Origin of the sequence: Marinobacter sp. EVN1 (assembly GCF_000475375.1) — a bacterium.
In the GTDB taxonomy this organism is placed as follows: domain Bacteria; phylum Pseudomonadota; class Gammaproteobacteria; order Pseudomonadales; family Oleiphilaceae; genus Marinobacter; species Marinobacter nauticus.
This window is the reverse complement of sequence record NZ_AXCB01000045.1, coordinates 160,791-174,385: the sequence shown is the minus strand read 5'-3', so window position 1 is coordinate 174,385 and position 13,595 is coordinate 160,791. Positions and strand designations below refer to the sequence as shown.

Genomic DNA, 13,595 nt, shown 5'->3' with positions numbered 1-13,595 from the left:
CATCCCGCAGTTATTTTCTTTCCCGGATAGTTCTGTATCCGCTGAGTATAGACGCCGGCCAGTTAACTCGCTGCCAGGTAAATATGCCCGACTCAGTGGCTCCCGGTGGAGCCAAAGCCACCTTCGCCCCGGTCACTGGCATCAAATTCGGTCACAATCTCGAAATCCGCCTGTACCACAGGCACCAGCACCATCTGGGCAATACGTTCGCCCACCTCGATGGTGAATGGCGTCTGGCCACGGTTCCAGCAGGACACCATCAACTCGCCCTGATAGTCGGAATCGATCAACCCCACCAGATTTCCGAGCACGATCCCATGCTTGTGCCCGAGCCCACTGCGGGGCAAGATCATGGCGGCCAACCCCGGGTCGGCAATATGCACAGACAGGCCGGTAGGAATAAGGTGGGTCTCGCCCGGCATAACGGTCTTGGTTTCTTTCAATGCCGCCCGCAGATCAAGGCCTGCAGAGCCTTCGGTGGCGTATTCGGGAAACGGAATCGCGGTACCAATGCGGTCATCCAGAACCCGTACCTGAAACTTTCTTTTACTCATGCCTGTTCAATCCTGTTGCTGTGGTCTGCAATCAACGCCACCAGACGGGCAGCGATCGCCTGTTTGCTGTCCGGCCCGATGGATTCCGAACCCTCAGGCCAGAACACCGTAACCGCATTGCGATCGCTGCTGAAGCCGAGCCCGGGCACGGACACATCGTTGGCGACAATCATATTGAGTTTCTTGCGTTGCATCTTGTCGGTCGCATAGCGCGCCACATCCGTAGTCTCGGCCGCAAAGCCGACCGTGAACGGCGCATCAGCCCTGGCTGCGATGGTCGCCAGGGTATCGGGGTTACGGACCAGCGCCAGGCTCATGTTGTCGTTGGTTTTCTTGATTTTCTCGCTGGCGAACACCTCGGGCCGGTAATCTGCCACCGCGGCCGTGGCGATAAAGATATCGCAGCCTTCATCGACCGCTTTGCTGGCAGCTTCGAGCATTTCCTGAGCAGTGCTGACCGGCCGGACATCAACCCCCGCCGGCGCCGACAGACTGACAGGCCCACTGATAAGCACCACCTCGGCCCCGGCGGCGGCGGCCGCACCGGCCAGGGCGTAGCCCATCTTGCCCGAGCTGTGATTGGTAATGTAGCGCACCGGATCGATCGGCTCCCGGGTTGGCCCGGCCGTGATCACCAACCGCTTGCCGGACAGCGGCCCGGTAGTTTCAGCCAAGCCTTCTCCGTTTACCAGACGCGCCAGACGTTCCGGCTCCAGCATGCGCCCAGGACCGGTATCGCCGCAGGCCTGCTCGCCCTGACCCGGCCCCCAGACGGTAATCTGCGGGTCTTCCATCAACAGCGCCAGGTTCCGCTGGGTACGAAAGTTCTTCCACATGGCCTGGTTCATCGCGGGGGCCAGCGCTATCGGCGCTTCGGTGGCGCAACAGACCGTCGTCAACAGGTCATCAGCCAACCCATGGGCCAGCCGGGCCATAAAATCCGCAGACGCCGGTGCCACCACAACCTGATCAGCCCACTTGGCCAGCTCGATGTGCCCCATGCCAGCCTCGGCTTCTGGGTCGAGCAGGGAGGTGCGCACCGGTTCGCCACTCAGAGCCTGATAGGTCAACGGCGCAACAAATGCCTCCGCGCCACGGGTCATCACAACCCGGACTTCGTGCCCCGCTTTTTTCAGTAGCCGAACCAGCTCCGCACTTTTATAGGCGGCAATACCACCGGTAATTCCCAACAATATTCGCTTGGCGGTCATGCGGGCTCCGTAATCCCGTAAAATGAAAGAGTTATAAGATAGCATGCCGAGCGCAGACGGGCAGCCTGCCAGCGCCCCTGTTCGTTTACCAAATGTTACCTTTTGGAGTAACCTTTGTAATTTCGAGAACCCGGTGCAGGACGCACTCCCCGAAACCAGCAAGGAAGCAAACATGCCACCCAGCCATTGGCCCGCCGATGAGCGGCCCCGTGAGCGATTGCTCACTCACGGCCCTGAATCATTGTCAGATGCCGAACTCCTGGCCATTTTCCTGCGTACCGGTACCACCGGCATGCCGGTGATGGCCCTGGCCCGACACCTGATCACCGAATTTTCCGGACTGCGCGGCCTGATGACCGCTTCCCGCCGACAATTCTGCGAGGTCAAAGGCCTGGGCACCGCCAAATATGCCCAGGTGCAGGCTGCCATGGAAATGGCGAGGCGAGTGATGGACGAGCCGCTGCGCCAGGGCGATCCGCTGCGCTCACCGGAAGATACCCGGCGCTTTCTCACCAGCCGCCTGGGCACTTATCCCCATGAAGTGTTCGCCGGCCTGTTCCTGGATAACCGTCACCGGGTCATCCAGTACCGGGAACTGTTCCGGGGTACGATAGACGGCGCAGCGGTTTACCCCCGGGAGGTGGTGCGCCAGGCTCTGGAGGACAATGCCGCCGCGGTCATCTTTGCCCACAACCATCCGTCAGGCGTGGCCGAGCCAAGCCAGGCTGACATTTCCCTGACCCGCCGGCTGAAAGAGGCCCTGGGACTGGTCGATATCAGGGTTCTTGACCATATGGTTATCGGCCACGGTGAGGTAATATCCCTTGCTGAACGAGGATTGATGTAGCCCCGTGAAGGATACCGCCCCGAAACTGGCCAAATTCCCAACAATTTTTTGCGTTGGTCGGCCAGTTCTGGTATAAAAGCGTCCCTTTCTGGCGGCGTCTGGCGAGCAGCGTTCTGTTTCAGAAGCGCAAACCGGCAGCAGGTATGGCTCCGGAGCAACCAGAGACGCATTAAAAACGAATTCGTATTGATAGAGACCATTGCTCAGGTCGGAGGCAAGTATGTCCAGAGTTTGTCAGGTTACCGGTAAGCGTCCGGTTACCGGTAACAACGTTTCCCACGCGATGAACCACACTCGTCGTCGTTTTCTGCCGAATCTGCAGAACCACCGTTTCTGGGTTGAGTCCGAGAAGCGTTTCGTGAAGCTGCGCGTTTCCACCAAGGGCATGCGCATCATCGACAAAAAAGGCATTGACGCTGTGCTGGCCGATCTTCGTGCCCGCGGCGAGAAAGTTTAAGGAGCCGCATCATGCGCGAGAAAATCAAGCTGGTATCTTCAGCAGGCACTGGTCACTTCTACACGACCAAAAAGAACAAGCGTAACACCCCGGAAAAAATCGAGATCAAAAAGTACGATCCGGTTGTCCGTAAGCACGTTGCGTACAAGGAAGCCAAGATCAAGTAATTGATCCTGCCTCCACAAAAAACCCGGCATCTGCCGGGTTTTTTATTGCCTGGACGCATCAGACAAGACTCAGAATGTTTCCAGATAGCCTTTGGGCAGCGCCACATCCATGGCAATGGGAAGGTGGTCGGAAACCGGATAGCTCACCACTTCAGAGCGCCGGATTTCCAGAGAGGGACTGACAAGAATATGGTCAAGCGCCTTTTCCGGGCGCCAGCTCGGGAAGCTGTGCGCGGTGTCGGGCAGCGGAATCAGATCGGTTTCTTTCAGCGGTGTTCGTGTCAGCAACTGCTCTGCATGGGCATTCATGTCCCCCATCAGCACCACATGCCGATAGCTCGCAATCTGCTCGCGGATAAATCCAAGCTGCTTCTGCTGGGCCGACTTGCTGAGAGAGAGATGCATCAGCACCAGTACCAGCGGGTCTTCCTCATCCCCGTAGCGCGCAATGATGGCGCCACGCCCGGGAATCAGTCCCGGCAATTTGTGTTCAGTGACATCCAGCGGGCGGAAACGGCTCAACAGGCCATTACTGTGCTGGGCAATCTGGCCGAGGTTGCGATTTAATTGCTGATACCAGTAAGGAATCCCGGCCGCCTCGGCCAGGTATTGCACCTGATTGATGTAACCACTGCGGAGACTTCCGCCATCACACTCCTGCAGGGCAACCACATCATACTGGCTGAGCAGGGTGGCAATCCGATCCAGGTTTTCGTAGCGCCGGCGATTGGGCAGAAAATGCTGCCAGCTGCGGGTCAGATAATGGTGATAGGACGAAGTGTTGATACCAACCTGAATATTGAAAGTCAGTAGCCGGATGTGCCGGTGAGCTTCAAACTCCGGCACATGCTCGCTCCCGGAACAAGTGCCCCGGGAGCTTTCCTGGTTTCTGAGTATACCGTTCAGCTGGTTACGGATTCGCTTGTACATTATCAGCCGCTTCTCCGGTCAGCCCATCCAGCGTCCGGCGAACCGCATGGCGCCTTACTCAGACCCGCTGCGCTCTTTTTCCGCCAGATACTCGACCACCTTCAGGGTGTTTTCGTGACTACCCGCCATGGAGGCACTTACCACGTACTTGCCATCAACCAGCATAGTCGGTGTACCGGTAATGCGCGCGCCACGAATCTTGGCCTGGGCCTGCTGCACTCTGGCACGCACCCCGAAACTGTTGTAGTTTTCCAGAAACTTCTCGGCGTTCACGCCATACCCGGCAACAAAATCAGCCAGAGCTTCCGGGGTATTGAGGGGGCGGCGCTCTCCGGCCAGGGCATCGAACAGCGCGTCATGCACCTTGTCCAGCTCGCCCATGGCCTCAAGGGCATAGAATGCGTAGGCATGCGGCTCCCAGCTGCGACCCAGTGCCGCCGGCAGCTTCACATAGTTGATGTAGTCCGGAGCCTCCGCTTCCCAGGCTTCAGCCAGCGGCTTGAAGTTGTAGCAGTGCGGACAGCCGTACCAGAAGACTTCCGCCACTTCGACACCGTTATCCGATGCCGTTCTTACCGGATTATCCAGTACCCGGTAGTGTTCTCCGGCCACCCAGGGCTGGGCATTGACCAGGGAAGCAGCAGACAACAGTGAAAGCGCCAGAACGGCGGAAGACGTCAGGGTTCTGATCATCGGGAATCTCCGAGCCATCAATGAATTTTAACGGGGATTATGACCCAGGGATGCGAAAAAGTTCCACCGGAGGGCCAAAGGAATGCGTTACCGAACGGTTAGGTATTATGAATACCGGATACCAAAAACCCCGCCGAGGCGGGGTTTTCAGTCGTAACTGACGGCTGTCGATCAGTTCAGGCCGGATACGTAGCTGGCGACCGCCTCAATTTCAGCGTCTGTCAGCTTGGAGGCAACATCCATCATGATGCCGGCATTCGCGCCTCCGGCGCGCTCACCCGCCCGGTAAGCTTTCAACTGCTTGATAACATATTCTGCAGTTTGTCCGCCCAAGGCAGGGTAACCCGCCGGCTCGTTGCCAATGCCGGAGGGGTTATGGCAACCGGAACAGGCCGGTACACCGGAGGCCATATTGCCGCCGCGGTACAGTGCCTGACCCTGCTCAACCAGATCCGGATTGGCCTGACCAACAACCATTTCCTGGCTGTTGAAGTAGGCAGCCAGATCCTGCAAATCCTGATCGGACATGGCGTTGAGCAGGCCCGTCATTTCAGGAATGGCACGATCCCCGGATTTGATGTCAACCAGCTGGTTGTACAGATATTTCTCGCCCAGACCGGACAGTTTTGGATACACAGCCATTACCGGCTTGGCTCCGCCCTGACCATGACAGCCCGCACACACTGCTGCGTTCTGTTCACCCGCTGCCGGATCTCCTGCCCCGTGAGCCATCGCTGTAAGGCCAACTCCGAGAACAACTCCTGCGATCAGTCTTTTCATGCTCGCTCCGCTTCTCTCATCTTTGCATCTTGAAAGTATTCTTCGTTGTGCAGCCGGCAGGCACTGGGTCGTCAGGTGCAAAACCGGGGCATACAGCGGCAACGCGAGGCGTCCCGCCGGAAATTGGTGTAGCATTATACATTAATCGCCGATAACTGAAATCCAAAGGAACACCAACCGTCGTGGACCCTGATCTGACTCAAAAAAGCCTCTCGTTCAACAGCGCCCGTTTTCTCATCAGCGCCTCCAAACTGGACGAATGCCCCCCCGACCATGGCGCCGAAGTTGCCTTTGCCGGCCGCTCCAATGCGGGCAAATCCAGCGCCCTGAACGCCATCACCGCCAATGGCAAACTGGCTCGCACCAGTAAAACCCCCGGCCGGACCCGGCTGATCAACTTTTTCAGCCTGAATCGGGAACATGCCCGTCTGGTCGACCTGCCCGGTTACGGCTATGCGAAAGTGTCCCGGGACATGAAAGACGACTGGCAACAGCATCTCGGCCATTACCTGAATGATCGCCGCTGCCTGCGTGGTCTGGTTCTGGTGATGGACATCCGGCACCCGCTCACCGATTTCGACCAGATGTTGGTGGAATGGTGTGAACATAACCACCTTCCGCTCATGATTCTGGCCACGAAGGCCGACAAACTGAAGTTTGGTCAGGCAAAAACCGCCATGCTGGGTATCGCGAAAACGCTGAAGGAATATCAATGTGTGGAGCACCTCATCATGTTCTCCGCCACCTCCAAGCGCGGAGTCGACGAGTGCCGGGAAGCGCTGACCCACTGGCTGGAAGCCTCGGAACAGGCGCCGGTTGAGGCATAAAAAGCCGGCCTGAAGAAGACAGGCCGGTGAAAACGTCAGGGTTTGCGACGTGCTATGTGCCTCTGCAACAACAGAGGCCGAAAACCTGAGAACTCACTCAGGAGACGCAGGGAGTGTCCGGTTCCCAACGTCATTAGCTGTGACTGCGCCGCATTCAAAAAGTTCAATTTCAGATCAAACTTTGACCAGGCCAGCCAGGCTCATGCCTCAACGCCAGAAACACCCTGGGCTTCAGGCAAGGTAGGACGGTATTTTTCTCGCAATGCCAGCACCCGCTCACGATACTCCGGCGTGAGATAGGGCACTTCCAGTGTCAGCACCTGATAGATCCCCTGTTTTAACTCGGTCAGGGACAGACTGGCAGGCTCCTCGGCCGCATGAGCCGTCTTCAGAAACGCCATCCAGTTGGTAATCACCAGCCAGACATTCAGTGACATGGCCGAACGCAGATCCTCCGGCTGAGGCTGGATAATGCCGGCATCCGCCAGCTTTGCGAAAATCCGGTTGATGGCCGCCAGACAGCGATTGGTAAACTCCCGGTAGTCCCGGCGCAGCCGCGGGTCACTGTCGAGCAAGTATTCCAGATCCCGGTGGAAGAAGCGATAGCTCCAGAGGCCGTCAAACACCGACTCCAGATAGAAGGTCATATCCTCCAGGGTGATCGGTCGGTCTTCCGGAATATCCAGGTAGTAGTCCACCAGCTTTTCATATTCCTGGAAAATCTCGTAGATGATGTCGGACTTGTTGCGGAAGTGGTAATACAGATTACCCGGCGATATCGCCAGGTGCGCGGCAATGTGATTGGTGGTGATGTTGCGCTCACCCTTGTCATTAAACAGCTCCAGGCTGGATAACAGTATCTTGTCTCTGGTTTTCATCGTCATGCCGGTGTTTGTTGTTATCAGTGTCACGGATGGCCTAAAGAGCCATCCGGCTTTCTTGACTGCCTAGAGTATATACTCTAATAATAGCCTCAAGCGCAAATCGCACAGATTTTGGCCAACGACAATAACCGACTGCCAGCGCCTGTCGCTCCAGGCAGTCAGGGGGAGAAAACCATGGGTGCCACCGTCGTCCAGCTCACAGAGAGCAAGAAGCAGATCCAGCACACGCATCGCGTCTTTGAGGACCAGAAGAAGGCCTTCCGCAACAACCCGATGCCGTCCCTGACCGAGCGCAAAGAGAACCTCAAGCGTCTGAAACGGGCGCTACTGGCCCATCAGGATCGCCTGGTCGAGGCCATCGATCGGGATTTCAGCTGTCGCTCCAAAGACGAATCCCTGATCGCCGAAGTCATGCCGTCTATTCAGGGCATCAATTACACGCTGAAGAATCTTGGCGACTGGATGAAGCCCTCCAAACGCCATGTTTCGGTTCTGTTCCAGCCCGCCAGCAACAAGGTTTACTACCAGCCAAAAGGGGTTGTAGGCGTCATCGTGCCCTGGAATTACCCTCTGTATCTGGCGGTCGGTCCACTGGTCGCTTCCCTGGCGGCTGGCAACCGCACCATGATCAAGATGTCGGAATTCACTCCGCACACGTCGGCCCTGTTCAAGGAGATCATCGAGTCGATGTTCCCGGAGGACCTGGTGTCGGTGATCACTGGCGAGGCCGATGTGGCGGCCGATTTCTCCCAACGGCCTTTCGATCACCTGCTGTTTACCGGTTCTACTTCGGTGGGCAAGCTGGTGATGCGCGCGGCAGCCGAAAACCTGACCCCGGTAACCCTTGAGCTCGGCGGCAAATCCCCGGCCATTGTTTCGCCGGATGTGCCGATGGAAGATGCGGCCCAGCGTATCGCCTTCGGCAAAGCCTTCAATGCCGGCCAGACCTGTGTGGCACCGGACTATGTGCTCTGCCCCGCCGACCGGGTGCAGGCGTTCGTAGATGAATTCCGGGCACGGTTCGCCGAGATGTACCCCAGCCTGCGGGATAACGACGACTACACGGCCATCATCAATGAGCGCCAACACCATCGCTTGCAGGGCTATCTTGAGGATGCCCGGGCCAAAGGCGCGGAACTGGTGGAGATCAATCCCGCCAACGAGAACATGAAGGACGGTACCCGGAAGATTCCGCTGACACTGGTGCTGAAGACCACGCCGGACATGAAGGTGATGCAGGACGAGATTTTCGGCCCGATCCTGCCGATCATCAGTTACGGCAGTCTGGACGAGGCGATCCATTACATCAATGACCGGCCACGGCCGCTGGCACTGTATTTCTTTGGCTACGACAAGTCGCACCAGCAGCATGTGGTGGACAACACCCATTCCGGCGGCATGTGCATCAATGATGCCCTGATGCACGTGGCCCAGGACGACCTGCCGTTCGGCGGGATTGGTGATTCCGGTATGGGGCACTATCACGGTAAGGAAGGCTTCCTGACCTTCTCCCATCACCGGGCGATTTTCACCAAGCAGAAGTTCAACAGCGGCAAATACGTGTATGCGCCCCATGGTACGGCGGCGCATCGGTTGGTGTATAAGCTGTTTATTCGCTGACAAAACACGCCTGCCCGCTTGGCTGGGAGCAAGGCCAAGGTGCAGGGTGTCGCTCCAGGACACGCCGTTAATACATCCATGTAGGCTTGAGCAAAACATCCCTGTTTTGCACAGTCCTGGAGCGACACCCTGCACCCTGGCCACCTGACGTTCGAGCAAGCCTGAACAGAATAATAAAAGACAAAGAAGCTTCTACAATGACAAGCCAACACAATACGAAGAATTCCTGTCAGCCGGATGTTAGCCGTCGCAGTTTCCTCAAAACCGGTTTAGGCGGCGCGGTGTTCCTGAGCACCGTCAGCCTCTCTGCCGGGCTAACCGGCTGCGCTACGGCCCCCGCAGGCCGGGTCAGTGCGGTCGACAGCCGCATGGACACCCGCTACCAGTTCCAGTTTCTGAGCCGGGATGACATCGCCCTGTTCGAGGCCCTGTTGCCCGCCATGTTTGCCGGAGCTCTGCCGGAGGAACCCAACCAGCGTCGCTTTGCCATTGCCGGAACGATTGAACGGATCGACCAGGGCATTGTGAAGTTCGGCCCGGCGAATCAGCAGGAGCTGCGCAAGCTCTTTGATCTGCTTAACTTTGCCCCCACCCGGATCGCCCTGGCGCGGGTATGGTCAGACTGGCCTTCAGTCAGTACCGCCGATGCCGACGCGTTTCTGCGGCGCTGGCGCGACAGTCGGATCGGACTTTTGAATAACGGCTACATTGCCCTGACCAAGATCAGCAACGTCGCCTTCTATGGGCATGAAGACCACTGGCACCTGTCTGGTTACCCGGGGCCTCCCGCCTGGATGGTGGATGCCTTGCCACAGTTCAATCCTGCCGCTTGATAAAACCCCGGATACCCATCGTATTAAGGAGCGAAGTATGTCCATGAACGATCCCATTGCCCGGGGACTGGCTGCCGGCTGGAATGTGACCGACGCCAGCAAACTGAGCGAAAACCGCACGGTAGAGGCGGATGTTGTGGTTATCGGCACCGGTGCCGGGGGCGGCACAACCGCGGAGATCCTGGCCCGTCAGGGGCTGTCGGTTATTCTGGTGGAAGAGGGTCGACTGTATTATCAGAAAGACTTCAAGATGGACGAGCTGACGTCCTACGCCAATCTGTACCAGGAAGGCATGAGCCGGGTCACCGCCGATGGCGCCATCGCGATTTTGCAGGGCCGCTGTGTCGGCGGCTCCACCACGGTAAACTGGACCAGCAGCTTCCGCACCCCGGACGAAACGCTCACCTACTGGAGCCAGGAGCTCGGCCTCGAAGGACTGGCACCGGACGCCATGGCCCCATGGTTTGAGGGCCGTGAGCAGCGCCACAACATGGCGCCCTGGGAAACCCCACCCAACCTGAACAACGACATCCTGCGCCAGGGCTGCGAAAAACTCGGCTACTCCTGGCAGGTAATCCCAAGAAACGTCAAAGGCTGCTGGAACAGCGGTTACTGCGGCGTGGGCTGCCCTACCAACGCCAAACAGGGGGCACTACTCACCACCATCCCGGGCGCACTGGATCACAAAGCACAGCTCTTCCACGGTCTGCGGGCAGAACGCCTGGTGATGAGTCAGGACCGGATCGACCACCTGCTCGCCTCCGCCATGGGCCCGGATGGCGTCACCCCATCCGGCATTATGGTCACCCTGAAAGCCCGACAATTCGTGGTCGCCGCCAGCGCCATTGGCTCCCCCGGCCTGCTGCTTCGCTCGCAGTTGCCCGACCCTTACCAGCGCGTGGGCAAGCGATCGTTCATCCATCCGGTCAACGCCACCGTCGCCCGCATGCCGGCGAAAATCGACCCGTTCTACGGCGCTCCCCAGTCCATCTACTCGGACGAGTTCAACTTCAAGGCAGGCACCGACGGCCCGGCAGGCTACAAACTGGAAGTACCGCCCCTGCACCCGGCCATGGCAGCCGGCGTGGTACCCGGCCACGGCCAGCCACAGCGAGACAACCTGGGCCAACTGCCCTGGATGCAATCAGTCATCGCCCTGCTGCGCGACGGCTTCCACCCGGACAGCCCCGGCGGCACAGTATCACTCAGAGACGACGGCAGCCCGGTACTGGACTATCCGATTACCGACTACCTCTGGCAAGGCTTGCGCAAAGCCTACCTCACCATGGCCGAAATTCAGTTCGCCGCCGGCGCCGAAGCCGTCCAGGCCATGCACCTGGACTCTGACTGGTACACCAGCTGGAACCAGGCCAGAGACGCCATCAACAACCTGCCCATGAAACCCCACCGCGCCCGCCTGTTCACCGCGCACCAGATGGGCGGCTGCAGCATGGGTACAGACCCGAAAACCTCGGTGGTGAACGGCTTCGGTGAGCATCACCACATCGCCAACCTGAACATCCACGATGCCTCCATCTTTCCCACCAGCATCGGTGCAAACCCGCAGTTGTCGGTGTATGCGTTGGCAGCGAGGAACAGCTCGAGACTGGCGCAGAGGCTTGCCAACTCTGCCTGAACCGCGATTAAGAGGCCCCCTTCCAGAGAGGCAATAAGGAGTCTGAAGTAGGAGGCCGGGGCGGCCAGCACTCCAGTTGATCGCGCAGGTCGGGGGCGGGTTTCCGGGAGTCTTGAGGGCCATGGACGGCCCGAAAGAAGCGCACATGGATGTGCTTGTAGCGTCTCCCGGAAACCCGCCCCCGACCTGCGCCAGCACCAGAGTCATAAAACAGATTGTCGGCGCTCTGGACTACAGCCCCAAAGGCAATGCTGCTATCCTACGGCTCACCAACAAAAGGAGCTGTGCATGCCCAAAGTCATATATCCCGGCACCTTCGACCCCATCACCAACGGCCACACCGACCTCATCGAACGGGCCGGCCGCATGTTCGATGAAATTGTCGTCGCCGTCGCCTACAACCCGAAAAAGCAGCCACTTCTCAATCTTGAAGAACGCTGCGAACTGGTCCGCAAGGCCACCGCACACCTCCCCAACGTCAGCGTCACCGGCTTCAGCAACCTGCTCGCCGACTTCGTGCGCGAACAGAACGCCTCCGTTATCCTGCGGGGACTGCGCGCGGTTTCTGACTTTGAATATGAATTCCAGCTTGCCGACATGAACCGCCGGCTGGCGCCGGAAGTCGAGAGCGTGTTCCTGACACCCGCCAACCACCTGTCCTACATCTCCTCCACCCTGATCCGCGAAATTGCCTCGCTGGGCGGGGACATTTCCGAGTTCGTAGACCCGGCTGTGGCAGAAGCCCTGCAACAGAAGTTCAGCGAATCCTGAGGAAAATCCGACGGGCGTTGATGATCAACGAAGCGCAGCTGATGGCGAAGTACCAGCAGCTGGCGGGTCGTTGAGATTCAGAGCAGCGGAGGCAGGGGGATTTCCACGTCGTTGACGGTGAGTACCAGATCCTCCATCCGGCCATCCATGACCAGGCGCTCACCGTTCTGAACCAGCAGGCCCTGTTTGATCAATGGCGCCACCTGCATACGCACGGCGGGATAGTCTTCCGCAAGGGCAACCGGCATGTTGAAATTCACACTCCCGGTCAGCGCCTGCATGACCATCAACATGTTGTCACGCTGTTGATCGGAGAGCTCCGGATGGCTGATGTCCAGTGAGCCGGTAACTTCCCCTTCAGGCGTTGCCAGACTGAGCTCCCGGATCCCCATGGAAAATCCTTCGGCAGCAAGACTGCGGAGGGCTTCGTTAAAACGCTGCATCACCGCCATCTGTTGTTCAAACGCGGCCCTCGGGTCGTCTCCGGCGGTCAAAGCCAGTGCCTGCATATCCGCCATGGCGCCACTGAAGTCATTCCAACTGGCCACATCCAGGTTCTCCAGCGCCACCTCCAGCCGATGCGGCCCAAAGGCCTGATCCGCCAGAGCAGCCGATTCCAGCGACAGGGTAACCTGCGAGTCCAGGCGCTCGCCGTTCTGGCGGGCATCACTGGTGCTTTCAAGCGACATCCCGGCCAAGGTCATTGTGGGAGCCTCAGCCCCCTGCAAGGTCAGGTTATCCACGGTCATCACGCCAGCGCCGGTCCAGATATCCCCCACCAGCCATTCCATGCTCTGTTCCATATGGACGTTATCGATCGTCACATCCATTTCCGGATCGCTGAGGCGGATAGCCGGCCAGACCACCAGCAAGTCTGCCGCTTCACCAAGACGCCCAACATCAATCCGCACCAGACCGCCACTGCTCTTGAGTGAGGTCTCCCGCTCCGGGTTATCAATGTCCATCACCGGTGCTGTCAGCTCAAGCGTGGCGCTGCCCCAGAGCCGGGTTTCCAGCGTCAGACTGGGCTCATCGTCCGGAAACCAGTCAGCACCCTCTGGCTGCCACCCCTGGCGCGGGCGGAAATCCATCAGGCTGCCGGTGACGCCATGGGACACCTGGATTTCGATCGCTATGGTGTGAGAATCCCCGGTCTCAGGATCTCTCAGGGTCACGGTAGCGGATACCTCGGAACCAAGCACACCACGACGATACTGCTCGGTCTCAAGATTCAGAAAGGGCTGGGCCCGGTTTACTTCCAGTGTTGCTTCACGCCAGTGCTGCTCGGTGACATAGCCCACACCCCAGGGAGCACCGCCAGCCACCAGCAGTACGGCCAGACCGGCCAGCGTCCATTTTTTCAGTTTCAAGGTATCCGTCCTGTG

Annotated in this window: 15 protein-coding genes; 8 read left to right on the top strand and 7 right to left on the bottom strand. The window is 58.7% G+C overall.

The features are described from left to right. Positions 1 to 92: 92 nt before the first annotated feature. Both dut and coaBC read right to left on the bottom strand, forming a co-directional pair. Positions 93 to 554 carry a dUTP diphosphatase gene (gene dut, locus Q674_RS35540; RefSeq protein WP_023009501.1) on the bottom strand — a complete coding sequence of 154 codons (462 nt, stop codon included), beginning with the start codon at positions 552 to 554 and terminating at the stop codon, positions 93 to 95. Next, positions 551 to 1,765 (bottom strand): bifunctional phosphopantothenoylcysteine decarboxylase/phosphopantothenate--cysteine ligase CoaBC, encoded by a 1,215-nt coding sequence (gene coaBC, locus Q674_RS35535; RefSeq protein ID WP_023009500.1) that lies wholly within the window; start codon positions 1,763 to 1,765, stop codon positions 551 to 553. The genes dut and coaBC overlap by 4 nt, the downstream gene beginning before the upstream one ends. A gap of 172 nt (positions 1,766 to 1,937) precedes the next feature. Between coaBC and radC the strand changes: the two genes are divergently transcribed. The 3 genes from radC (at position 1,938) to rpmG (ending at position 3,236) form a co-directional block, all read left to right on the top strand. After that, on the top strand, positions 1,938 to 2,612 hold the full coding sequence (radC, locus tag Q674_RS35530) for a RadC family protein (RefSeq protein ID WP_014422834.1): 675 nt from the start codon (positions 1,938 to 1,940) through the stop codon (positions 2,610 to 2,612). 220 nt (positions 2,613 to 2,832) lie between these two features. After that, a complete protein-coding gene (rpmB, locus tag Q674_RS35525) occupies positions 2,833 to 3,069 on the top strand; it encodes a 50S ribosomal protein L28 (protein ID WP_011786975.1) in 237 nt (78 codons plus the stop codon). An 11-nt stretch (positions 3,070 to 3,080) separates the two neighbouring features. Beyond that, a complete protein-coding gene (rpmG, locus tag Q674_RS35520; RefSeq protein ID WP_008173465.1) occupies positions 3,081 to 3,236 on the top strand; it encodes a 50S ribosomal protein L33 in 156 nt (51 codons plus the stop codon). Between the two features lie 69 nt (positions 3,237 to 3,305). Here the strand turns inward: rpmG and Q674_RS35515 are convergent, their stop codons facing one another. The 3 genes from Q674_RS35515 to Q674_RS35505 all read right to left on the bottom strand — a co-directional run bounded on the left by Q674_RS35515 (position 3,306) and on the right by Q674_RS35505 (position 5,639). Then, positions 3,306 to 4,166 (bottom strand): endonuclease/exonuclease/phosphatase family protein, encoded by an 861-nt coding sequence (locus Q674_RS35515; protein ID WP_011786976.1) that lies wholly within the window; start codon positions 4,164 to 4,166, stop codon positions 3,306 to 3,308. A 54-nt stretch (positions 4,167 to 4,220) separates the two neighbouring features. Next, complete coding sequence (locus tag Q674_RS35510; RefSeq protein WP_011786977.1) at positions 4,221 to 4,859, bottom strand: thiol:disulfide interchange protein DsbA/DsbL; 639 nt, start codon at positions 4,857 to 4,859, stop codon at positions 4,221 to 4,223. 171 nt (positions 4,860 to 5,030) lie between these two features. After that, positions 5,031 to 5,639, bottom strand: a complete 609-nt coding sequence (locus tag Q674_RS35505) for a c-type cytochrome (RefSeq protein WP_011786978.1) — start codon at positions 5,637 to 5,639, stop codon at positions 5,031 to 5,033. Positions 5,640 to 5,821: 182 nt separating this feature from the next. Between Q674_RS35505 and yihA the strand changes: the two genes are divergently transcribed. Then, positions 5,822 to 6,466 carry a ribosome biogenesis GTP-binding protein YihA/YsxC gene (gene yihA, locus Q674_RS35500; RefSeq protein ID WP_023009499.1) on the top strand — a complete coding sequence of 215 codons (645 nt, stop codon included), beginning with the start codon at positions 5,822 to 5,824 and terminating at the stop codon, positions 6,464 to 6,466. 200 nt (positions 6,467 to 6,666) lie between these two features. Here yihA and Q674_RS35495 read toward each other — a convergent pair whose 3' ends face one another. Beyond that, positions 6,667 to 7,344 carry a TetR/AcrR family transcriptional regulator gene (locus Q674_RS35495; protein ID WP_023009498.1) on the bottom strand — a complete coding sequence of 226 codons (678 nt, stop codon included), beginning with the start codon at positions 7,342 to 7,344 and terminating at the stop codon, positions 6,667 to 6,669. A gap of 180 nt (positions 7,345 to 7,524) precedes the next feature. On the opposite strand from Q674_RS35495, the gene Q674_RS35490 reads away from it, so the two are divergent. The 4 genes from Q674_RS35490 (at position 7,525) to coaD (ending at position 12,210) form a co-directional block, all read left to right on the top strand. Next, complete coding sequence (locus Q674_RS35490) at positions 7,525 to 8,970, top strand: coniferyl aldehyde dehydrogenase (RefSeq protein WP_023009497.1); 1,446 nt, start codon at positions 7,525 to 7,527, stop codon at positions 8,968 to 8,970. Positions 8,971 to 9,167: 197 nt separating this feature from the next. Next, a complete protein-coding gene (locus Q674_RS35485) occupies positions 9,168 to 9,803 on the top strand; it encodes a hypothetical protein (RefSeq protein ID WP_023009496.1) in 636 nt (211 codons plus the stop codon). A gap of 37 nt (positions 9,804 to 9,840) precedes the next feature. After that, on the top strand, positions 9,841 to 11,439 hold the full coding sequence (locus tag Q674_RS35480) for a GMC family oxidoreductase (protein ID WP_023009495.1): 1,599 nt from the start codon (positions 9,841 to 9,843) through the stop codon (positions 11,437 to 11,439). A gap of 288 nt (positions 11,440 to 11,727) precedes the next feature. Further along, on the top strand, positions 11,728 to 12,210 hold the full coding sequence (gene coaD / locus Q674_RS35475; RefSeq protein WP_014422845.1) for a pantetheine-phosphate adenylyltransferase: 483 nt from the start codon (positions 11,728 to 11,730) through the stop codon (positions 12,208 to 12,210). A gap of 77 nt (positions 12,211 to 12,287) precedes the next feature. Here coaD and Q674_RS35470 read toward each other — a convergent pair whose 3' ends face one another. Further along, positions 12,288 to 13,580 (bottom strand): DUF945 family protein, encoded by a 1,293-nt coding sequence (locus tag Q674_RS35470; protein ID WP_023009494.1) that lies wholly within the window; start codon positions 13,578 to 13,580, stop codon positions 12,288 to 12,290. Positions 13,581 to 13,595 lie beyond the last annotated feature (15 nt).